The following is a 19,870-nucleotide window of genomic DNA, read 5'->3' on the forward strand; positions in this document are numbered from 1 at the left end:
CGCCTGCTCCTGAGCTACAACCAGACTCTTTAAAACCTATGGCTGGCAGACCCCGAAAGACTCATTCAGCAGGCGGACGCGAACTGGCCAAGCGTACTGGAATAGTTACATCGCAGCGTCCAGCTCATCGATTGCTTTATTAAGCACCTTTACAGACTCGGCATGCTTACCCTGTTTGTGCAGCAATTCACCCCGATCCCGGAGCTCCTTCACCCGGGCTTCCGTTGCACTGTCCAGTTGTGCTGACTTCAGTTGTTGATCAATCTCGTGTACCAGCGTGGGACACTGGCTAGCGAGAACACTGCCCGCAAAAAACACGGTGAATAACAGAACCGCAAGATAACGCATCATAGCTCCCCCTTTATTCACACGCCCCCATAGAGTATAGACGACCAAGCCTCGATGGGCTGCTGAACTCAAAGCCGCTACGAATTCTGGTTAGTACTGGCTTATGAATTAACCGGTATTACCACGAACTTTACTCACAAAAGCTGTGGATAACTGTGTTGGGAACCTAGGGTTAACCACGTGAAAGCCCCGCGGCACAATGGCTCGGGGAAATTGATGCTAAAACCTACAATACCAATCAATTGCCTAGGCAAACTCATTGGCATATTATGCCAATGGAGACTTTCCAGGATTACCGCGATGGCTACGAGAAATATTGTCCTTACCAATCACCAATCAGAAGTGGTAGACCGACTGGTTGAATCCGGTCGTTATCAGAATGCGAGCGAAGTTTTGCGAACAGGCCTTCGGATGGTGGAAGAGGCCGAATCCGCCTATCTCTCAAAAATGAACGAGCTGCGGGAAGCCATCAGTCATGGCGAGCGAGATGTAGAATCCGGTAAAACCCGCCAGTTTACTGGCGATGAATTTGCCAATTATCTCGCAGACAGAGCTGAGCATATCGTCAAAAAGAAAACGGACGCCTAAGCACAATGGAACCATGGAAGGTTATCCTCACAGACACAGCACTCGCTGATCTTGACAGCATTCTGGACGAAACCCTCAGCCAGTTTGGCAACCTGCAACTTCGACGCTATACCAAGCAGATACAGAATGCGTTGCAAGAACTTGAAGCCAACGGCTTAAACGCTCCGCTACTTAAGGATAGGGGTGACATTCAACCTCACTTACTGACCTACCCGCTATCAAGAAAAGGAAAACGGTCCCCACATCATTTGTATCTTCGGTTTGATGTTAAAGGGAACGAAAACTCAGTCATTATCCTCCGAATCCTGCATGAAAGAATGGATCCAGAAACGCAGATTAAAGAAGCAGCCCAGTCCCAATGACACCGGATTCAGTATCGGTTCTTTAGTTACTCACAAAAGCTGTGGATAACTGTGTTGGGAACCTAGGGTTAACCCTTCATAAGCCACGTGCCACGCGTCCTCGGGAAACTTGATGCAAAAATGGACGATGACAGGGCACACCGTTAAATTCTGACTCCGTACTGAGGCAAAAAGAATAATCACTGCTACGCTTGAATAGGAACCTAAATCTAATAAAAGCATGGAGCTAGCCGTGACCAACCGTCCTGAATTCCTCACTGGCGGGGAACCCGCTCGACTTATCCCAATAGCTGCAGACAGCGCCCGAGAACAGAAATCCGTCTCCGTTCTACTTGCGGGCTTGCGCTCAGTACTCGAATTACGCCAGGCACTGCTCAAATCGTTGAATGTCCGAGTGGGCACAACCGCCACCCTAGAAGCTTGGACCGAAGTGGTTTTCCAGAACGAAGACAAGAAGGCAGCCAAACAGAAAGACCGGCCGGACGGACTCCTGATTCTCCGCACTGGGCGGCGCGAGTGGCGAGCATTGATTGAAGCCAAAGTGAACAACGATACCATCGGTGAGGAACAGGTATCCCGTTACCTCCAGCAGGCGAAAACCCACGGCTTAGACGCTGTGATCACCATCACCAACCAATTTGCAGCCCTACCGACTCACCACCCTGTAAAGCTTCCGAAAAACGCCACCAAGTCTGTGGAGCTATTTCATTGGTCTTGGGCCTTTATTCGTACCCAGTGCCAGCTTCTGCTCAAAAACGACAGCGTTGAAGACGTAGACCAGGTGTTCATCCTCAGCGAGATACTCCGTTATCTCGAAAGCGACCGTTCCGGCATCAGCCACTTTGACCAGATGAATGCGGAATGGAAAGACGTCGTCAACAAAGTGAAGAGCAATGCTCCACTAGCCAAAGCCAGTGATGAAGTTCAGAACACGATTGCAGCCTGGCATCAGGAACAACGGGATCTTTGCCTTATAATGTCCCGTTTAACCGGTAGCGATGTGTCACTGAAGCTGAAAAACGAACACCGTCTGGACCCCGCCAAACGAGTAAAAGACGATGCCGAGGCTTTCTGCAAAACACCAATTCTCACCTGTGCACTCAGCATCATCAACGCGGCGGCAGATCTGGAAGTGACCGCTGACCTTCAACGAAGAATGATCTACTGTTCAATGCGCCTTGCGGCACCCAAGGACAAGCAAAGCACCAAAGCCCGAGTGAACTGGCTTCTGCGCCAACTGAAGAAAACCGAGCCCGCCGGATTCTTCATTCGAGCAACTCGACCAGGCAAAGCAGAAACCACTTATCAAGCACTGAAAGATTTACGAGATTCACCTGAGCTACTGGAATCGGACACATCAAAAACTGCGGCAACGACACTTGAGGTCGTTTACGAACTGGACCTAGCTGGAAAGTTCAGTGGCAGGAAAGTTTTTGTTGAGGAATTAGAAAAAGCAGTTCCGCACTTTTATCAGGAAGCAGGCCAGTTGCTAAAAGCCTGGACACCGCCGCCTCCAAAGATCACAAAAACGGAATCTATAGCAAACTCACAGGATGAGGACTTGGTACTGGACGAGTAGACTTGTTCTTTTACTGAAGTGATAGCCTGTGTTCACATGACAACACCAAAACGCATCTACCTCGCCGGCCCCGAAGTGTTCTTCCCTACCGAAGAACACAAGGCCATCGTGGCCGAGAAAAAGCGCATTCTTCAGGAAGCCGGATATGAAGGCGTAGACCCACTGGACACCGCCCTGACCTTTTCAGATCACGAAGCAAAACCCGAACGCGGCCACCGAATCTACCAGGCCAACCGCGAACTGATGGACAGCTGCGACGCCATCATTGCCAACCTCACGCCGTTTCGGGGCATCAGCGCAGACCCGGGCACCGTGTTTGAAGTGGGCTACATGATTAGCCAGGGCAAACCCGCTTTCGGGTTCACTCTAGACAGCCGGAACTATCGCGACCGAGCCGGAGCGACCGACCGGGATGAACACGGCCATGCCATTGAAGACTTCGAAATGAGCGATAACCTGATGATCGAGGGTGGCATCCGCGAATCCGGCGGCCAACTGTTCGTGGCGCAGCAGCCAAGCGAACACCGGTTTTTCTCGGCAGAGCTGTTCCGCAACTGCGTGCGAGCGTTTGCCCATGCCTGAACCAACTCCCCTTCAAACCCTGCTAGACACTCTTCCCCAACGCGGACGCGTGGAATGGATTGGCATCCGCCCCGCTCGCGGAGAGCCCATGCAGGCAATCGAGCGCGTGGCGATCACCCCGGGCACGGGCTTGGAAGGCGACCGATTCGCCGGGCGCGAAACCAGCAAACGCCAGGTCACCCTCATTCAGCAAGAACACCTTCACACCATTGGCTCCTTCCTTCAGCGAGAAGCCATAGAACCCGAGGTATTCCGGCGCAACATCGTCGTCTCTGGCCTGAACCTGCTGGCGCTGAAAGGCAAAACGTTCCGGATTGGCAGCGTGGTGCTGGAATACACCGGCCAATGCCACCCCTGCAGCAAGATGGAGACAACGCTTGGGCCCGGTGGCTATAACGCCATGCGCGGGCACGGCGGCATTACCGCGCGTGTGGTTGACGGGGGCGAGGTGGCACTTGGCGACGAGGTGCAGGCATTGCTCACATCCTCACAGGCGTGAACAACGGCCTAGCGAACGAGAGGGTAAGCCGCCCTCACCTGCCCCATCACGATGCGAGCATCTTCCGGCTTTAGGCCATTTTTGCGTAACTGCGGCATCACCATTGCGCCCACATTTTGGCAGCGCGAAGGATCAATGCCGTGCTTCATGAAGATATCGGCGATGGCTTGCGGCGAAGCATCGGAATCGGCTTTGAGTAAGTTGCCGATTTCGATGGCGCAGGCCTGTTCGGTGGGATCGGTGTTTTGCTTGCTGCGCCAGATTAGGAAGGCGGTGATGGCGGCGAAAATGGCGAGGATTAGGAATTTCATAGAACACTCATGGTTGGGCTGTTTGGATATTGGGGGAAAGCAAACCGCCTCCCCCAGTTTTCTCAACTAGAAGCCCCATCGCCCCATTTAACCGCAAACGGGATGCTCTTTTGGCAAGACTGACAATCCAGATACATATCAGATCTTGATTTTCGAGTCTTGGTAGAAGCTGCGCCACAAGCGGGGCAGCCATGCTTGAGGGCGGTATTTGTTGAGCACTTGGCGCACACAACATAATAGCCGAAGCGTCCATATTGCGCCGCGAGAGCATCGGTCTCACCGCATTTTTTACAGCTCACTGTTACGAAATCTTGGCCAAGCGTTTTTGGCACTTCCGCGTGCTCAGCGACTGGCTTGGTGTCCGTTACTGGTACTGGTTCACCAGACCGCTGGTAGTTCTTCAGGAACGAATAGATCCTATCCATCTCGTCTGCTGTAAAGCGCGGCTCACTCTTGGCGAAGCTTTTCAGGCCGCTGCTCGCAGCTTGGGTAAGATCTTTGATCTTATCGACAAGAAACTCAGTTTTAACGATATGTTGTGAGATATCAGCCGGTATATTGTCACGATCCAACCGCGCAGAACTGGAAATCGCGATCACCGTTTTGTATTGGCGCAAACCAAAACTTTGTTGCAGGCCCAGAAGCTTCCCGAGCAGCTCGGAGCGATGTTCCTGAAGAAGAGCCTTGAGGTTGTCTATCTGCACTGCGGCTTGCTGCACCGGAGAAGGTATGCCGAACCATTCACCTTTATAGGACCGCTCCCATTCACCCAAGGAATTTACCCGCACAGCCCCCTGAATACTCTTACTTTCAACGACAATAAAGCCGGCTTTGTAAACGACCAGATGATCAATCTGGGAGTTAAAACCATTCACCTCAATCACAAGATCATTGAGGATTCTGTAGTTATCGTTACTGCCGAAGTACCGGTCAAGGAAATAGGAAACCTGTGACTCCTGTTTTTCCCCTGCCATCCTTTTGTAATCAGGCATTACTACGTCTCCTGTACCCGTAATCCTTTAAGTGCCCACGCCAAAATATAATTGACCCGATTTTTTCCTTCAGGCCAAATACTCCACGCCGGTATCAGACACCTTCAGAAACTTAGCCTGTACCAGTTGATTAAGGGCTTTCTGAATAGCCACTTCGTTTCCCTGGAGCCGGAGGTGAGAAGCGATGTGGTTGCGAAGGCTTGCGACCTTCTGCGGTCGCTTCTCTTTGGGCCTGGCAGATAAGTTTTTGATCAGCTTCTGAGTTTCACCAGAAGCACCGGCAATTTTCACCTGCTTGCAGACCCGCCCACTGCACTTGATGTGGGCAATCAACGGCGAAAACCCCGAATCGTTGCTGATCACCTCAAACGCCACCGTTCGGTCGGCCTGAGCATCGAACTTTCCGAGGTAATAGGCAAGGTGGAAATCGAGGTTATTCGCCTGCGTAGCCTTTAACTGAATGACCACCATATTGATCGGTTTATCGTACTTCGTATCCATGAAGTCCAACTTGGGCTGCTTGGCGCCAAGGAACACGATGACCCGCTCATACTCTGAGAGATTGACCTTGCCGAGATTACCTACGTTCTCGTAGTCGATGAAAGCCCATTTCATTACTTAACGTCCTATGTCGTTTCTATATCAGACCTTTATAAATGTCCAACGCCAATGGTTCAGCGGCCGGTTCGGAGTGCAGCGGAAAACCGGTCCGGTGGAGGCCGTAGACCGGGGTAAGTCCACGGTCAGCTTCACCCACTGGTTAAGCACGTCAGTTGACGAGCCTTTTGTATAGTTCGACAAAGTAGTCCCGGCGGCATCAAACGAATCAATAGCGCACGTGAATGAAGGCATACCCACACTGCAATAACAGCCACGTTGCCTTCGATTTTACGCACCTGAAACTTTGAACATAAAGTAAGTGCATGAAATTACTGCTCCAATGAATACTATCTGAGGGAGCCGCAACTCAAAAAACCTAGATTTAAAATTTAGCCCCATTATCGAAGCTCTATATGGATCGCTCTCATTACTAGAAAACAATTCTGACGAGAACTCAGAATGCACAGCGTCAGCCAATTCCTCATTAATCTCCCTTAGCTCGTTTATAGCAGAGGCTGCGTCCAAGTCATGCAATAACGCAGCATTCTTTCGCCTTATTCGAGAATTAGAGAACTCTAAATCGGCTCTCCACCAAAATGATCTAAATAGATACATCAAGATCAAAGCGAGACCTGCATAAATTATCGATGCATTAGTATCAGTTAGCTCAATTCCGAGCCATGACACTTTCTCGGGAAAAACTCCCGCCCAAGTCACAATGTAAGCAAACAGAGAAGTTGAAAGCAGATTTTTCCGTTGTCGTTGGGTTTCTTCGCTCAACATCGATCCAGTGGTGGCTTCGTGAAAATTTTGATGTGAGAGTACGATTTTTCGAATCGTAGAATTCAGAGCTACTACCGCTTCTGAGTCTAGATTCTTGATTATTTTCTCTAAATCATCATTCATCATGCTTTCCAGATACACTTCCTAGACTTTGGTGCTTAACGCCGTAGGTAAGCCGCCGGTGCGCAGCTCAGCGCAGTACCGGTCGGCTTCACCAATTGGTTAAGAATTTTGTTCAAGCGTAATTTCCACGGCATTGAAGAACTGACCGGAATTAGCAGTTTGTTGAACCCAATCTGCAAGTTTGACCGTAAAGCCCTGGCGTACGAAATCCTTGGCGACTGACTCAAGGTATTCGGGGTGGATATCGAAACTGGCGAGCTTGAGCACTTCTGTTCCAATCTGGGTTAAAAGATAAACAGGCATTTTTACTTGTTTTTTAGGGTCGTCGTTCTCAAGAAGCATCACCTTATTATTAGCAGTGATTGCCTGGAAAAACATGTCTTCTGATAAGCTCCCTATAGAAGATGTCAGCCCGGTTGCCTCAACGCCAGACAACACTCCGATATCTTGCAGAAACATCAACTTAGAAAAATTTATCCCTTCACTCTCTAGAAATTTGTCTTTCTCTCGGAAGATTCTTGAGGCAATAACAAAACGCGCCAGCTTGCTAATTAACAACGCTTCAGACCTTGAGAGTCCTTTCAAGAATTCTAGAGTACGCATGGAGTACGACCCTGGCTGTTTCACCTCACCGGCCAGAATCCGACCCCACAAATCTTGAAGCTCACTCGAAGATACTCGCCCTGCATAGTCTCTCCAGGCGAATAGCCAATCATCCTCTACCGGATCTTCCGAAGGCTCCTGAGCATCATTCTGCAGAACGTCCTCGGCATTCAATATTGCCTTAGCAATGTTTGTTTCTCTCCTAATCCCTTCGGAGAGATCGTTATTCATCACGCTCGTCGCAAGATCATCAAGGTTTAAAGTTGGCTCAACTCTGCCCAACTCATCTACTCTTTCCGGCGGTGCATTCAAGAGTTTGTTCGAATCACTGCCTTTAAGAGAGTATTTTCCTGCTTTAATGGCTTCGACTTCTTTTTCAACTTGCGCAATTTGAAGCATTTCGCTCTTTCGGATTTCAATGCGTGCCTTTGCAACCCTTTTCTCCTGCCATGGAATCAGGAGTGAGCCAACACCTTTCTCAGCAAGTGTTTCCCAAAGCTTGATAAGCAATTTCTCACCGGGATAGTCCATATTTCCCTCTTATTCTTAACAGTGATTAGGTAGAGCGCTTAGTTATTGCAACAAGTTGACTGCCACAATCCGCGCCACCAATCACATAAAATTTAACGAAAAATCATAACCTTAAAAAAAGCCTGCGAATCCTAATGTATTCGCGTGACATACACATCATTGCAATAACGACGCGCGGGCGATGGTGTTATTACAGAGCATTATCTTCATGCTCCCAGACAAAAAGACAGCCAGCGCCATGTAATCTCCAACCGGCTGAAACAACGAGCTAAAGCGGCAAGCTCCTTCTGTAGGTACGCACACGCTACCTCGCAGCCTTCATCGCCTCATACGCCTCACACAGCTCTTTCTTCTTTCTGAGAACCGCAGGTTCTCTGCTCCCCATCGCAGCGATCGTAGCTGCATTACAAGCTTGTCGCGCAGAATCCAGCTCATTCGTTTTCGTTGCCAAACCCACACTGGCGATTGTCGGCTTAAACGACATCGACGCATTGCAATACATAGTCCGTAGCCTTGCGCGCTTTGGGTCCTGACTTGCCCCTTGGGACAACTCCGAACAAAGCGCACCGAACAATCTTTTTGCTTTCACTGTGCATTTGGAGAAGCGCTGAAGATCCTGCCTGACATTACCGCATACACTCTGATCACGAATTCGCCAAATTTGGTGCTGGAAGGCTATGGTTTCGCCTTCGTACACGATTTCAACCGGTGTCACATGGATATTGCGAGACTCGGAAAAATGCGTTTCTACGCCAGTCTGTACCGCATTCAGGTACGCCGAAAACACATAAGAAATCGGGTCCAACTCTTCTCACTCCGCCTTTAGATTCAAGATTCCGCGACAGGCCGGAAAGGCCTTACACCCCAGAAATTCGTTCCCGACATTAGCCCCACGTTTCACCGTCCGCTTTACCATGCTGTCATGGCATTTCGGACACTTAGGCTCATTCTCCTTTTTCGCCACAATCCGCTTAACATGCGCAGTATGTTGACGATGGTTTTTGAAGGTTGCTGCCAAACGGCCAGACTCGATGGCATCGAAAACGGACGTAACTTCGCTTTCTGTAAGTCGGTCTTCTGTGTAGCTTTTGATAAAGCGAATATAGTTACCGCCGTGAGTAACATTAGCGGGCATAGGCGTTTTAAACGTGGAGTCGCCCACAAAAACCACTAACGAACAAATCTGCTCATCTCTCAGACTCAAGAGGCTTTGTAGCGTTTTTACGTGTTTGTAGTTTTGGTGCAGCGGGTTCTGGAACTTCTGAGAGTGCTTGTAGATTTTCTGTGTCCAGAAGCGTTGCTTCTCGTTCCCGAAGATCCAGCCTTTCATATTCTTGGTTTCCACCACAAAAACGCCGTAACGGGAAACGATGATGTGGTCGATCTGGGTAGTGCCGTCCTCAGTTGGCAGGGTAACGTTCTTGATTAGGTGATAACGGGCTTTGTCTAGAAAGATTCGGGCGGATAGGTTAATCACCGCTTCCCCGGCTTTCCCTTTGAACCAAGGCGATTTGATGAGCGCCGCGAAGATGACTAGCGGGATCAGGTACCAGAGGTTACTAAAAAGAGGCTGTAATACCTGAGCGAAGTCCATCCGTTATCCTTAACAGCGGCAAAAGTCCGTTTTCTATAGCTACACATTAACCTACCGTTAAGCAAGCTGACTACCCCTCGATGTCAAAAATGTGAAAACCCATTACGTAAAAAGCCGCTTGGTTTCCCTAGCGGCCTTGTCTGCTACTTTAGTGAACGTGTGGGTATTAGGCCGCCGCCAAATACGCCCCCGCAACCGCCAGCACACCACCTACCCCACGGCTGAAGCGGCTATCGGCTTTCAACATCAGGCCACCCAGCCCACGCCCAACCAAGGTGATCGCAAGGGTGGCGATGGAGAAGCCAGCCAGGTACGCCGCCAGTGTTGCGCCTTCGGGCATTTCTGCGCCGTGGGCAAAGCCGTGGAACAGCATGAACGCGCCAACCAGGGTGCCACCCACGGCAGTCGGAAGTTTCGCCAGCGTGGCAATGAGGATGCCGGCCACCAATACTGAGAAGGTGATGCCGGTTTCAACGCCGGGCACGCTCAGGCCGCCCCAAGCGAGGGCTGCGCCGCCTATCATTCCCCCGATCACGAAGGCTGGGGTCGCGTTTTTCATGAGTTTGTTTTGGCGCACGCTCCAGAAGCCAATGGCGGCCATGGCCAGCAGGTGATCCAGGCCTAACATTGGGTGCAGTAACCCGCTGGTGAAGCCGCCTTCGGTGTGGCCGGGGTGGGCCATGGCGGATGCAGAGGCAGTTAGTAGCGCGGCGGCGGTGAGTAGTTTTGAAGTCAGTTTCATTGTGTTGCTCCTGGTGGTTCTAAAATCGTTTTAGTTAGGTTGCTCAGGCTTCTTTGGCCAGTTTTTCGGGGCGTCTTTCCGGCAGCATGCCGCGTTCGAGGATGAAGCTGATGATGGTTTCCAGCCCTACTCCGTCGTACAGGTTAGTGAACACGAAGGGGCGTTCGCCCCGCATTTTTTTGCTGTCCCGTTCCATGATGTCTAGGGAGGCGTGTACCTGTTCGGCGATGTCGATCTTGTTGATGATCAGCAGGTCGGATTTAGTGATGCCGGGGCCGCCTTTGCGGGGGATTTTGTCACCGGCAGATACGTCGATCACGTACAGGGTGAGGTCGCTCAGTTCCGGGCTGAAGGTGGCAGACAGGTTATCGCCGCCGGATTCCACCAGCACCAGTTCCAGATCCGGGTGACGGCTTTGCAGATCGTCAATCGCCGCCAGGTTCATGGAGGCGTCTTCGCGGATGGCGGTGTGCGGGCAGCCGCCGGTTTCCACGCCGAGGATGCGGTCTGCGTCCAAGGCTTCGTGGCGCAGGAGGAAGTCGGCGTCTTCCCGGGTGTAGATGTCGTTGGTGACCACGGCGATGTTGTAGTGGTTGCGCAGGGCTTTGCACAACTGGCGCAGCAAGGCGGTTTTACCCGAGCCTACCGGGCCGCCGACTCCAACTCTCAAACAATGTGTCATAGCTATGTCTCCTCAATCGTTCTTCAGCTTCTGAAAAGCCGTGAATACTGTGTTTCGTGTAAGGCACTTCCGAGCGCCAATCCCGGCAGGATGGGCCCGAGTTCGTGATCGTTCCGTTCCAACGCTGTGTCCACTGCGATTGCCAGTTGCGGCCGCAGCTGTTCGATGATGCGCTGGGCGGAGGTGTGGCCTAGAGGCAGCGCTTTGCAGGCCACCGCCAGCTGGTTTTCCAGCCAGGCCCAGGCGAAGCCGAGCAGGGTTTGGCGCACGGGCACACACCGCTGGTGGGCCACCCAGGCGAACATGGTGATGTAGCCGGGGTCTTCCGGTATCAGGTGTGGCTTGGGCAGCAGCTCCAAGTTGCGCAGCAGGGTCACAAGGGCCGCGCCAAGGCGGCTGTCTTCGTCGCTCAGTTCGGCGGTTTCCCGGGTAGCGTGCAGCCAGTCGTTCCACTGCGCCAGCGCTTCGGCATCGCTGTTGGCCCAGGCGTTTTGCAGCCGCACCAGCAGGGGCAGTTCGCAGCGGCTGAGGCCATCTTCGAGTACGCCTTCAATCCACTGGGCCAGTTCGGCTTCGTTGTTCACCCAACCCAATTCAAAGGCACTTTCCAAACCTTGTGACCAGGCAAAGGCGCCGATGGGCAGTGCCGGGCTGACCAGTTGCATCAGGCCCAGCAATGCCAGATCACTCCCCTGCGGGGTGGCGGCCTCAGTGGGCATGTGCGTGGTTGTGGCCATGGCTGTGCCCGTGGTCGTGATCGTGTGAATGGCTGTGGCTTTGGCCATGCCCGTGGGAATACCCGGCTTGGGTGTAGGCACCGGGTTCCGGGTCGAACGGGGCAGTGTGGTGGGTCAGGGTTGCGCCCAAACGTTCCGCCAGTTCTTCCAGTACGTGGTCCGGGGTGATGCGCACGTATGCGCCCTGCTCGTCCATGCCGATGGCCAGCGTTACGTGGCGATTGCCCAAGTGGTAACACAGGCGCGCCAGTGGCTGGCCGTTTTCGATGCGGGCGGTGACTACCTGTTCTTCGGCGGCGCGAATGCAGACGATCTCGCCGGTTTTGGCTTGCAGCAGGTCGCCGTCGCGAAGCACCGGGCCGCGATCTAAAAACAGGCCTACGTCTACCTTGGTTTCGGTGCTCGCCCGCAAACGGCCGCGGATGCGCAGCTCGTAGGGCAGAGTCAGGTTGTCCAGAATCTCGCCGGGGTCGATCCCGGCGTGGTTCGCATCGCCAAGGCGTTTTGTTAGTTCCAACATAATCGGTTCTCCAATTCCCGGCTCAGAACAAATGGTAGCGCTGGGCCAGGGGCAGTTCGGTGGCGGGCTCACAGGTGAGCAGTTCGCCGTCTGCGTGTACTTCGTAGGTTTGCGGGTCCACGGTGATGTGCGGGCACGCGTCGTTCAGTTTCATGTCTTTTTTGCGAACACTCCGCACGCCTTTGCAGGCGGACAAGGGGCTGTCTAACCCCAGCTCTTCACCAATGTTGGCGTCCAGCGCGGCCTGGCTGACGAAGGTCAGGCGGGTGGCACTGGCGGCTTTGCCGAAGGCGCCGAACATGGGGCGGTAATGCACCGGCTGCGGTGTGGGAATCGAGGCATTCGGGTCACCCATGGGAGCGGCCGCAATCATGCCGCCCTTGAGGATGGTGGCCGGTTTTACGCCAAAGAAGGCAGGGCTCCACAGCACCAAGTCCGCCAGTTTGCCCACTTCCACCGAGCCAACTTCGTGGGCGATGCCGTGAGTGATGGCAGAGTTGATGGTGTATTTGGCGATGTAGCGTTTGGCGCGGAAGTTGTCGGCGCCTCGTTCCTGGTCTTCCGGCAATAGGCCGCGCTGCACTTTCATTTTGTGGGCGGTTTGCCAGGTGCGACACACCACTTCGCCCACCCGGCCCATGGCCTGGGAGTCGGAGGAGATCATGGAGATCACGCCGATATCGTGCAGGATGTCTTCGGCGGCGATGGTTTCCCGGCGGATGCGGGAGTCAGCGAAGGCCACGTCTTCGGGGATGTTCGGGTCCAAGTGGTGGCACACCATCAGCATGTCGAGGTGTTCGTCTACGGTGTTTACGGTGTAGGGCCGGGTCGGGTTGGTGGACGACGGCAGTACGTAATCCTTGGAGCAGGCGGTGATTATGTCGGGTGCGTGGCCGCCGCCCGCGCCTTCGGTGTGGAAGGTGTGGATGCAGCGGCCTTTGAACGCGGCGAGGGTGTCTTCCACGAAGCCGGATTCGTTCAGGGTGTCGGTGTGGATGGCCACCTGGATGTCGTACTGGTCCGCCACGGTCAGGCAGTTGTCGATGCTGGCCGGGCTGGTGCCCCAGTCTTCGTGCAGTTTGAGGCCGATGACACCGGCTTTGATTTGCGCTTCCAGCCCTTCGGGGAGGCTGGCGTTGCCTTTGCCCAAAAAGCCGATGTTCACGGGCAGGCTATCAACGGCTTGCAGCATTTTACCCATGTGCCAGGCACCGGGGGTGCAGGTGGTGGCGTTGGTGCCGGTGGCCGGGCCGGTGCCACCCCCGAGCATGGTGGTGATGCCGCTCATCAGGGCTTCTTCTACCTGTTGGGGGCAGATGAAGTGGATGTGGGGGTCGATGCCGCCAGCGGTGAGGATCTTGCCTTCGCCGGCAATGATTTCAGTGCCGGGGCCGATGACGATGGTGACGTCTGGCTGGGTGTCGGGGTTGCCGGCTTTGCCGATGGCGGCGATGCGGCCTTTTTGGATGCCTACGTCGGCTTTGACGATGCCCCACCAGTCCAGGATTAGGGCGTTGGTGATGACGGTGTCCATGACGGCATCGTCTGCACGCTGGCTTTGGCCCATGCCGTCGCGGATGACTTTGCCGCCGCCGAATTTTACTTCGTCGCCGTAGTGGGTGTGGTCTTGTTCTACTTCGATCCACAGTTCGGTGTCGCCCAGGCGCACGCGGTCACCCACGGTGGGGCCGTACATGTCGGCGTAGGCTTGTCTGCTTATTTTCATGTTATTCCTCTATGAAATTGGGTGCCGGGGCCGATCGGGTAAGGCTTTCCAGGAACCGCTCCTAGCGGCACATCCATGTGGCGCTTGTTCTCCGGCATCCATGCCTCCGCACATTCCTGGAAAGCCTTACCCGCTCGTCCCTCTTAGCTATTTCGTGGAGTCCAGCGGGCCCATTACTTCGCCACGGAATCCATAGATTTTTCGTTTGCCAACGAACGGAATCAGGGTGACGGAGCGGGTTTGGCCGGGTTCGAAACGGATGGCGGTGCCGGCGGCAACGTCTAGCCGCAAACCGCGGGCTTTGGCTCGGTCGAAGTTGAGTGCGGGGTTGGCTTCGGCGAAGTGGTAGTGGGAGCCGATTTGTATGGGGCGGTCGCCGGTGTTGGCGACGTCCAGCGTGACGCGTTCGCGGCCGGCGCAGAGTTCGATGTCGCCTTCGCGGATTTGGAATTCACCGGGAGTCATGACGCGGTCCTTACACTATTGGGTTGTGGACGGTGACGAGTTTCGTTCCGTCCGGGAAGGTGGCTTCCACTTGCACTTCGTGGATCATGTCGGCGATGCCGTCCATGACGTCTTCACGGGTGAGGATTTCGGTGCCGGCGCTCATGAGTTCGGCTACGGTGCGGCCTTCGCGGGCGCCTTCCATGATTTCGGCGCTGATCAGGGCGATGGCTTCGGGGTAGTTCAGTTTCAGGCCTTTGGCTTTGCGGCGTTCGGCCAGCAGGGCGGCGGTGAACAGCAGCAGTTTGTCTTTGTCTCTGGGGGTGAGTTCCATAACGTGTTCCGTTGTTATTTGTTGGGCTTCAGGTGAGCCAGATTCTGGGTGTGTGGGCCGGTAAGCCGGTGAGCATGGGCCGCAGCAGGTGCCAGGCTTGTTCGCACAGGGCCCAGGCTTCGTTGCGTTCGGTTCCGAGGTAGCGCAGTAACAGCACGCCTCTGCGGCGGGTCACGGCCCAGCGGTTGTGGTCCGGAAGCTGTTCTCTGAGGGCTTCGATGGCGGCCGCTTCATCGCTCAGACCAACCGCCCAGAGTGTTGCTTGGACGGTGGCACCGCCCTGGCCCCAATGGCCGGTGAACCGGCGATGGGTTGGGTCCAGTAACTGGCGTTCCAGCCATAGAGGTTTGCCATCTAGGCTCAGGTGAAAGCGTTGTTCCAGCGCGCCGGTGACGAAGGGCAGTTCGCTGGCCGGGCGGCCGAGGGCGAGCACTTCCCATCCGAGGGTTTTGGCACCGCTTTCCAGTTCAACGGTGGTGGTTTGTTCGCCCCGGGAGCCGTCAAAGGCGATGGTTTCTTGGGGCAGGTATTCCAGCGTTGCGTCTTTGGCCACCTGCAATCGGGTGTGCTGCGCCCAGGCTACGCCGTGGCTGTCGGCTTTGTAGAGTTTGGCGGCGGCCGGGGTGGTCAGCAGGGTGTGGCCGCCTTCGGCTACGGTGGCTTCGATGCGCAGTTGGTCACCACTGACCAAACCGCCGGGCGGATGCAGCAGGTACACGTGGCAGCAGCCGTGTTTGCCTTCCGGATAGAACGGGCGCTGTACCCGCAAGGGGCCCGTGTGCCGGCGGCGCACCATGCGGGTGACCGGCTCTGCACTGCCCTCGTTTCGGGATTCGAAACCGAGGGACAGTGAGGCCGCCCAGCGCCGTTCGGTATCGAACCGATGGCCAGAGCTATGGGTCGCGATGGGTTGGTACGCGGTCATACGGTCAGGTGCTTTTTGATCAGCTCGTCGCTCAGGCCTGCAATTTCCCCTTCCGCGACTCGCCGGCCCCGGTCGAGGATGGCGAAGCGGTCGGCGTATTTTCGGGCGAACGGGAGTTTTTGTTCCACCAGCAGCACCGTCAGGCCGTCTTCTTCGATCAGTTTGCGAATCACTTCGCCAATCTGCGCCACGATGTTGGGTTGTATGCCCTCACCCGGCTCGTCGAGGATCAGCAGCTTCGGTTCAATCACCAGCGCCCGGCCGATGGCCAGCTGCTGTTGCTGGCCGCCGGAGAGGTCGCCGCCGCGGCGGTGTTTCATTTCTTTGAGCACCGGGAACAGCTCGTAGATGCGTTCGGGGATTTTCTTGCTGCCGTCTTTTCGTACCGCCAGGCCAGTGCGCAGATTTTCTTCGACGGTCAGCAGCGGAAAAATCTGCCGGCCTTGGGGCACGTAGCCGATGCCCAAGCGGGAGCGGTCTTCGATTTTCTTTTGGGTGAGTTCCACGTCGCCCGCCAATGCCATGTTGCCGCTTTTGACGGTTTCTTCACCCATGATGCATTTCATCAGCGTGGTTTTACCCACGCCGTTTCGCCCCATCACGCAGGTGCATTGGCCTTGGGGGATGTCGAGTTCCAGGTCCCAGAGGGTGTGGCTTTCGCCGTAGTATTGGTTGAGTTTCTCGATCTTGAGCATCAGGCCTCTTCCCCCAGGTACACTTTGATGACTTCCGGGTCGTTCGACACCTGGTCCATGGTGCCTTCCGCCAGTACGCTGCCTTGGTGCAGCACGGTGACTTTGCGGGCGATGGAGCGCACAAAGCCCATGTCGTGCTCCACCACCACAACCGACTGCTTGCCGGCCAGGCTGGTAAGCAGTTCGGCGGTGCGTTCCATTTCCTGTTCGGTCATGCCCGCGACCGGCTCGTCCACCAGCAACAGCCGTGGCTTTTGCATCAGCAGCATGCCGATCTCCAGCCACTGTTTCTGGCCGTGGGAAAGAATGCCTGCGGGTTTGTGGCACAGGGGTTCCAGCTTGATGGTTTCCAGTACCTCGCCAATGCGATCCCGGTGCTCCGGCTTCAGGATGGCGGTGAGTGTGGGCCAGATGCCTTTGTTGGTGGCCATCGCCAGTTCGAGGTTTTCGAACACGGTGAGGGCTTCAAACACGGTCGGTTTCTGGAACTTGCGGCCGATGCCCAAACTGGCGATTTCCGGCTCGTTCATGGTCAGCAGGTTATGGCGGCTGCCGAACCATACCGAGCCGTTATCCGGGCGGGTTTTACCGGTGATGATGTCCATCATGGTGGTTTTCCCGGCGCCGTTGGGGCCGATGATGCAGCGCAGTTCGCCGTCGTCGATGGTGAGGTTGAGGTTGTTGATGGCATGGAAGCCATCGAAGCTCACGTTCACATCTTCCATGTACAGAATCGGGCCGTGGCGCACGTCTACCGGGGATTGGGCGGGCTCCAGAAATTCGAACACCCGCTCACGGTTGGTCAGTTGCTCGAACATGCTCATGCGGTGGCCTCCTGTGCAGCTGGCGCGTCGTCAGCGGTGTCGGTTTTCCGGTCTTTTTGCAACAGGCCCGCAATGCCTTTGGGCAGGAACACGGTCACCAGCACAAACAGTGCGCCAAGGGCGAACAGCCAGGCATCCGGCATCACACCGGTGAACACGGTTTTCGCGTAGTTCACCAGAATGGCACCAATAACCGCCCCATAGAGGGTTGCGCGGCCACCCAAGGCCACCCACACCACGATTTCAATGGAGAACAATGGCGAGAATTCGCTGGGGTTGATGATGCCCACTTGTGGCACATACAAAGCCCCCGCAACGCCCGCCAGCATGGCGGATACCACAAAGACGAACAGCTGCACCCGCTCTACCCGGTATCCCAGGAATCGCGTGCGTGCTTCGGCATCCCGGCAGGCAACACTCACCCGGCCCAGCTTGCTGGTGACAATGCCCCGGCAAATCACGTAGCCGATGGCCAGCGCCACGCCGGTGGCAATGAACAAGCCGAGCCTTGAGGCATCGCTGCGCAGATTAAAGCCGAGGATGTCCCGGAAGTCGGTCAGGCCGTTGTTGCCGCCAAAACCCATTTCGTTGCGGAAGAACGCCAGCATCAGGGCGAAGGTCAGCGCCTGGGTGATGATCGACAGGTACACGCCGGTGACCCGGGAGCGGAACGCCAAGAAGCCAAACACCAAGGCCAATAAGCCGGGTGCCAGCAGCACCATGATGAAGGCGAACCAGGCCATATCGAAGCCAAGCCAGTACCAAGGCAGCTCCTGCCAGTTCAGGAACACCATGAAGTCTGGCAACAGCGGGTCGCCGTAGGTGCCGCGATCGCCGATTTGGCGCATCAGGTACATGCCCATGGCGTAGCCGCCGAGGGCGAAGAAGGCACCGTGCCCTAGGCTCAGAATACCGAGATAACCCCACACCAGGTCCACGGCGACCGCCAGCAGGGCGTAGCACAAATACTTGCCCAGCAAGGTTACGGTGTAAGCGCTGACGTGCAGCGCGCTGTCTTGTGGCATGAACAGGTGCAGAAAAGTGACCAGTACCAAGGCGCTGAACAACACGCCAAGGAATATCTGGGTGGAACGTTCCTGAAACGGCCGGAACAGCCAGGTTTGTGATGAAGCCATAACTCAGCCCTCCGCGGCCCGGCCTTTCTGGGGGAAGAGCCCCTTCGGCCGTTTTTGAATGAACAGGATGATCATGACCAACACCATGATCTTGGCCAGTACCGCGCCAGCCCAAGGTTCCAGAACCTGATTGATGGTGCCCAGCGTGAGCCCGGCCACCAAGGTGCCCCAGAGATTGCCGACACCGCCGAACACCACTACCATGAACGAATCGATGATGTAGTTCTGGCCCAGGTTCGGCCCCACGTTGGTGATTTGTGACAGCGCCACACCGGCCAGGCCCGCAACGCCGGAGCCCAAGGCAAAAGTGAGAATGTCTACTTTGGTGGCTTTGATGCCCATGGAGCGGGCCATGGCGCGGTTTTGGGTAACAGCGCGCACCTCAAGGCCGAGGCGGGTTTTGCGCATGATCAGCATCAGCCCCGCGAACACCACCAAGGCAAAGCCAATGACGTAGAGGCGGTTCAGAGTCAGCGACAGGGCTTCGTTGATCATGATCGACCCGCTCATCCAGTCCGGTGTGACCACCGAGCGGTTCAGCGGAGACACCAAGGTGCGCACCAGTTGCTGCAGAATCAGGCTGATGCCGAAGGTGGCCAACAGGGTTTCGAGGGGGCGGCCTTTGAGGTACTGGATAACGCTGCGTTCGATGGCGATGCCCGCCAGCGCCGCGACCAGAAAGCCCGCCGGAATCGACAGAATCAACGCCAAGCCGGGCTGGCCGGGAAACAGTTGCTGCATGCCCCAGGCGGTGTAAGCGCCCAGCATGATCAGCTCACCGTGGGCCATGTTGATCACCCCCATCACGCCAAAGGTGATGGCCAGACCGATGGCGGCCAGTACCAGTACCGAACCGAGAGACAAGCCGAAGTACAAGGTTTCGGCGGCGCGGTTCATTTTCAGTTTTTGCTCAATGCTTTCGAGCGCTTTGACCGCTGCTGCTGCAAGGGCTGGGTCGTCGCTATTGCTGGCGTTGTTGAGCGCAGCGCGGGCGTTGGCATTCAAACTGCCCGACAGGGTTTCAACAGCGCTGACGTCGCCCTGCTCTAACTGGTGAATTGCCAGAGCGGTGGTGAGCATATCGCGCACGGCGGAGCTGTCTTCCACCTGAACACGCTGCTCAATTAGGCTCGCCAGTGCACCATCGACTTCGCCCAGCAGGTCACGGGCCGCCGCTAACCGAACGTCCGGGTTGGCGGCGGTCAGGTCGATTACGGCGAGCAGGCCTTCTACCTCTTTACGCAGTGAGTTATTCACTCGAACGGTGGCCAGATCACGGCGTGATACTTTGCCCATGTCCTCGCCGTTCAAAGCACTGGCGATGGTCCAGTTTCGGCCTACGTTGTTCAGAACGAGCACTGTGGCACCGCTCTCTTTAACGGTAGCGAGCTTCCCCGCGGAGAAGGCTTCCAGCCATCCTCGGGCACGCTCGTCACCGCTTTCGGAAATGTGTTTCAGAACCGCCGTTCGCTCGGCGTTGCTGGCTTCTACGAGCCTTTGCAACAGCACTTGCGCTGCGTCGTCCTGTACTTGGGCGGTCGTCAGCGACGGCCCAAAAGCTATACACCAGACAATGACTAGCCCGGCGAGCAATCGAAAGATGCTCATGA

General features: G+C 55.5%; 25 protein-coding genes. 5 read left to right on the forward strand and 20 right to left on the reverse strand.

Annotated elements, in window-relative coordinates:
- Positions 1-105 precede the first annotated feature (105 nt).
- Entirely contained in the window at positions 106-351 is a 246-nt protein-coding gene (locus DOQ08_RS07635; RefSeq protein WP_206074807.1) for a hypothetical protein, read from the reverse strand.
- A gap of 297 nt (positions 352-648) precedes the next feature.
- Between DOQ08_RS07635 and DOQ08_RS07640 the strand changes: the two genes are divergently transcribed.
- From DOQ08_RS07640 to DOQ08_RS07660, 5 genes are all read left to right on the forward strand, one after another.
- Complete coding sequence (locus DOQ08_RS07640) at positions 649-936, forward strand: type II toxin-antitoxin system ParD family antitoxin (protein ID WP_114334313.1); 288 nt, start codon at positions 649-651, stop codon at positions 934-936.
- A 5-nt stretch (positions 937-941) separates the two neighbouring features.
- Positions 942-1,298, forward strand: a complete 357-nt coding sequence (locus tag DOQ08_RS07645) for a type II toxin-antitoxin system RelE/ParE family toxin (RefSeq protein ID WP_114334314.1) — start codon at positions 942-944, stop codon at positions 1,296-1,298.
- Between the two features lie 232 nt (positions 1,299-1,530).
- The gene (locus DOQ08_RS07650; RefSeq protein ID WP_114334725.1) at positions 1,531-2,877 is read left to right on the forward strand and encodes a hypothetical protein; all 1,347 of its coding nucleotides are present in this window, start codon (positions 1,531-1,533) and stop codon (positions 2,875-2,877) included.
- A gap of 36 nt (positions 2,878-2,913) precedes the next feature.
- Positions 2,914-3,459, forward strand: coding sequence for a nucleoside 2-deoxyribosyltransferase (locus DOQ08_RS07655; RefSeq protein ID WP_114334315.1), 546 nt, complete (start codon positions 2,914-2,916; stop codon positions 3,457-3,459).
- Positions 3,452-3,958 (forward strand): MOSC domain-containing protein, encoded by a 507-nt coding sequence (locus DOQ08_RS07660; protein ID WP_114334316.1) that lies wholly within the window; start codon positions 3,452-3,454, stop codon positions 3,956-3,958. Before DOQ08_RS07655 ends, DOQ08_RS07660 begins: the two co-directional genes overlap by 8 nt.
- Positions 3,959-3,966: 8 nt before the next feature.
- On the opposite strand, the gene DOQ08_RS07665 is transcribed toward DOQ08_RS07660, so the two are convergent.
- The 19 genes from DOQ08_RS07665 to urtB form a co-directional block, all read right to left on the reverse strand.
- Positions 3,967-4,269: a hypothetical protein gene (locus DOQ08_RS07665; protein ID WP_114334317.1), complete on the reverse strand. Its 303-nt coding sequence runs from the start codon at positions 4,267-4,269 to the stop codon at positions 3,967-3,969.
- 62 nt (positions 4,270-4,331) lie between these two features.
- Positions 4,332-5,261, reverse strand: a complete 930-nt coding sequence (locus tag DOQ08_RS07670; RefSeq protein ID WP_114334318.1) for an NERD domain-containing protein — start codon at positions 5,259-5,261, stop codon at positions 4,332-4,334.
- Positions 5,262-5,330: 69 nt separating this feature from the next.
- Positions 5,331-5,876, reverse strand: a complete 546-nt coding sequence (locus DOQ08_RS07675; RefSeq protein ID WP_114334319.1) for a PIN domain-containing protein — start codon at positions 5,874-5,876, stop codon at positions 5,331-5,333.
- A gap of 273 nt (positions 5,877-6,149) precedes the next feature.
- The gene (locus DOQ08_RS07680) at positions 6,150-6,767 is read right to left on the reverse strand and encodes a hypothetical protein (protein ID WP_114334320.1); all 618 of its coding nucleotides are present in this window, start codon (positions 6,765-6,767) and stop codon (positions 6,150-6,152) included.
- A 99-nt stretch (positions 6,768-6,866) separates the two neighbouring features.
- Positions 6,867-7,901 carry a DUF2806 domain-containing protein gene (locus tag DOQ08_RS07685; protein ID WP_114334321.1) on the reverse strand — a complete coding sequence of 345 codons (1,035 nt, stop codon included), beginning with the start codon at positions 7,899-7,901 and terminating at the stop codon, positions 6,867-6,869.
- 304 nt (positions 7,902-8,205) lie between these two features.
- The gene (locus DOQ08_RS07690; protein ID WP_114334322.1) at positions 8,206-8,706 is read right to left on the reverse strand and encodes a hypothetical protein; all 501 of its coding nucleotides are present in this window, start codon (positions 8,704-8,706) and stop codon (positions 8,206-8,208) included.
- A 6-nt stretch (positions 8,707-8,712) separates the two neighbouring features.
- On the reverse strand, positions 8,713-9,495 hold the full coding sequence (locus DOQ08_RS07695) for a nuclease-related domain-containing protein (protein WP_114334323.1): 783 nt from the start codon (positions 9,493-9,495) through the stop codon (positions 8,713-8,715).
- 166 nt (positions 9,496-9,661) lie between these two features.
- Positions 9,662-10,237 (reverse strand): HupE/UreJ family protein, encoded by a 576-nt coding sequence (locus DOQ08_RS07700; RefSeq protein WP_114334324.1) that lies wholly within the window; start codon positions 10,235-10,237, stop codon positions 9,662-9,664.
- 43 nt (positions 10,238-10,280) lie between these two features.
- Positions 10,281-10,919 (reverse strand): urease accessory protein UreG, encoded by a 639-nt coding sequence (gene ureG, locus DOQ08_RS07705; RefSeq protein ID WP_114334325.1) that lies wholly within the window; start codon positions 10,917-10,919, stop codon positions 10,281-10,283.
- A 23-nt stretch (positions 10,920-10,942) separates the two neighbouring features.
- Complete coding sequence (locus tag DOQ08_RS07710) at positions 10,943-11,656, reverse strand: urease accessory protein UreF (protein WP_114334326.1); 714 nt, start codon at positions 11,654-11,656, stop codon at positions 10,943-10,945.
- Positions 11,628-12,176: an urease accessory protein UreE gene (ureE, locus tag DOQ08_RS07715; protein ID WP_114334327.1), complete on the reverse strand. Its 549-nt coding sequence runs from the start codon at positions 12,174-12,176 to the stop codon at positions 11,628-11,630. Before ureE ends, DOQ08_RS07710 begins: the two co-directional genes overlap by 29 nt.
- A gap of 22 nt (positions 12,177-12,198) precedes the next feature.
- Entirely contained in the window at positions 12,199-13,902 is a 1,704-nt protein-coding gene (gene ureC / locus DOQ08_RS07720) for an urease subunit alpha (protein ID WP_114334328.1), read from the reverse strand.
- A gap of 147 nt (positions 13,903-14,049) precedes the next feature.
- A complete protein-coding gene (locus tag DOQ08_RS07725) occupies positions 14,050-14,367 on the reverse strand; it encodes an urease subunit beta (protein ID WP_114334329.1) in 318 nt (105 codons plus the stop codon).
- 10 nt (positions 14,368-14,377) lie between these two features.
- A complete protein-coding gene (gene ureA, locus DOQ08_RS07730; protein ID WP_114334330.1) occupies positions 14,378-14,680 on the reverse strand; it encodes an urease subunit gamma in 303 nt (100 codons plus the stop codon).
- Between the two features lie 28 nt (positions 14,681-14,708).
- Complete coding sequence (locus tag DOQ08_RS07735; RefSeq protein WP_114334331.1) at positions 14,709-15,605, reverse strand: urease accessory protein UreD; 897 nt, start codon at positions 15,603-15,605, stop codon at positions 14,709-14,711.
- Positions 15,602-16,300: an urea ABC transporter ATP-binding subunit UrtE gene (gene urtE, locus DOQ08_RS07740; protein ID WP_114334332.1), complete on the reverse strand. Its 699-nt coding sequence runs from the start codon at positions 16,298-16,300 to the stop codon at positions 15,602-15,604. Before urtE ends, DOQ08_RS07735 begins: the two co-directional genes overlap by 4 nt.
- Positions 16,300-17,124, reverse strand: a complete 825-nt coding sequence (gene urtD, locus DOQ08_RS07745; protein WP_114334333.1) for an urea ABC transporter ATP-binding protein UrtD — start codon at positions 17,122-17,124, stop codon at positions 16,300-16,302. The genes urtE and urtD overlap by 1 nt, the downstream gene beginning before the upstream one ends.
- A complete protein-coding gene (gene urtC, locus DOQ08_RS07750) occupies positions 17,121-18,260 on the reverse strand; it encodes an urea ABC transporter permease subunit UrtC (protein ID WP_114334334.1) in 1,140 nt (379 codons plus the stop codon). The genes urtD and urtC overlap by 4 nt, the downstream gene beginning before the upstream one ends.
- A gap of 3 nt (positions 18,261-18,263) precedes the next feature.
- Positions 18,264-19,868 carry an urea ABC transporter permease subunit UrtB gene (urtB, locus tag DOQ08_RS07755; RefSeq protein WP_114334335.1) on the reverse strand — a complete coding sequence of 535 codons (1,605 nt, stop codon included), beginning with the start codon at positions 19,866-19,868 and terminating at the stop codon, positions 18,264-18,266.
- Positions 19,869-19,870 lie beyond the last annotated feature (2 nt).

Origin of the sequence: Marinobacter litoralis (genome assembly GCF_003336705.1) — a bacterium.
Lineage (GTDB): Bacteria > Pseudomonadota > Gammaproteobacteria > Pseudomonadales > Oleiphilaceae > Marinobacter > Marinobacter litoralis.

Coding starts and splice junctions, on each gene's coding strand:
- DOQ08_RS07665 (WP_114334317.1), bottom strand. CDS start 4,269: ATGAAATTCCTAATCCTCGCCATTTTCGCCGCCATCACCGCCTTCCTA.
- urtE (WP_114334332.1), bottom strand. CDS start 16,300: ATGCTCAAGATCGAGAAACTCAACCAATACTACGGCGAAAGCCACACC.
- DOQ08_RS07685 (WP_114334321.1), bottom strand. CDS start 7,901: ATGGACTATCCCGGTGAGAAATTGCTTATCAAGCTTTGGGAAACACTT.
- urtD (WP_114334333.1), bottom strand. CDS start 17,124: ATGAGCATGTTCGAGCAACTGACCAACCGTGAGCGGGTGTTCGAATTT.
- DOQ08_RS07640 (WP_114334313.1), top strand. CDS start 649: ATGGCTACGAGAAATATTGTCCTTACCAATCACCAATCAGAAGTGGTA.
- DOQ08_RS07725 (WP_114334329.1), bottom strand. CDS start 14,367: ATGACTCCCGGTGAATTCCAAATCCGCGAAGGCGACATCGAACTCTGC.
- DOQ08_RS07635 (WP_206074807.1), bottom strand. CDS start 351: ATGATGCGTTATCTTGCGGTTCTGTTATTCACCGTGTTTTTTGCGGGC.
- DOQ08_RS07645 (WP_114334314.1), top strand. CDS start 942: ATGGAACCATGGAAGGTTATCCTCACAGACACAGCACTCGCTGATCTT.
- DOQ08_RS07675 (WP_114334319.1), bottom strand. CDS start 5,876: ATGAAATGGGCTTTCATCGACTACGAGAACGTAGGTAATCTCGGCAAG.
- DOQ08_RS07735 (WP_114334331.1), bottom strand. CDS start 15,605: ATGACCGCGTACCAACCCATCGCGACCCATAGCTCTGGCCATCGGTTC.
- DOQ08_RS07655 (WP_114334315.1), top strand. CDS start 2,914: ATGACAACACCAAAACGCATCTACCTCGCCGGCCCCGAAGTGTTCTTC.
- ureA (WP_114334330.1), bottom strand. CDS start 14,680: ATGGAACTCACCCCCAGAGACAAAGACAAACTGCTGCTGTTCACCGCC.
- DOQ08_RS07670 (WP_114334318.1), bottom strand. CDS start 5,261: ATGCCTGATTACAAAAGGATGGCAGGGGAAAAACAGGAGTCACAGGTT.
- DOQ08_RS07700 (WP_114334324.1), bottom strand. CDS start 10,237: ATGAAACTGACTTCAAAACTACTCACCGCCGCCGCGCTACTAACTGCC.
- DOQ08_RS07695 (WP_114334323.1), bottom strand. CDS start 9,495: ATGGACTTCGCTCAGGTATTACAGCCTCTTTTTAGTAACCTCTGGTAC.
- DOQ08_RS07680 (WP_114334320.1), bottom strand. CDS start 6,767: ATGAATGATGATTTAGAGAAAATAATCAAGAATCTAGACTCAGAAGCG.
- ureC (WP_114334328.1), bottom strand. CDS start 13,902: ATGAAAATAAGCAGACAAGCCTACGCCGACATGTACGGCCCCACCGTG.
- urtB (WP_114334335.1), bottom strand. CDS start 19,868: ATGAGCATCTTTCGATTGCTCGCCGGGCTAGTCATTGTCTGGTGTATA.
- DOQ08_RS07660 (WP_114334316.1), top strand. CDS start 3,452: ATGCCTGAACCAACTCCCCTTCAAACCCTGCTAGACACTCTTCCCCAA.
- ureG (WP_114334325.1), bottom strand. CDS start 10,919: ATGACACATTGTTTGAGAGTTGGAGTCGGCGGCCCGGTAGGCTCGGGT.
- DOQ08_RS07710 (WP_114334326.1), bottom strand. CDS start 11,656: ATGGCCACAACCACGCACATGCCCACTGAGGCCGCCACCCCGCAGGGG.
- urtC (WP_114334334.1), bottom strand. CDS start 18,260: ATGGCTTCATCACAAACCTGGCTGTTCCGGCCGTTTCAGGAACGTTCC.
- ureE (WP_114334327.1), bottom strand. CDS start 12,176: ATGTTGGAACTAACAAAACGCCTTGGCGATGCGAACCACGCCGGGATC.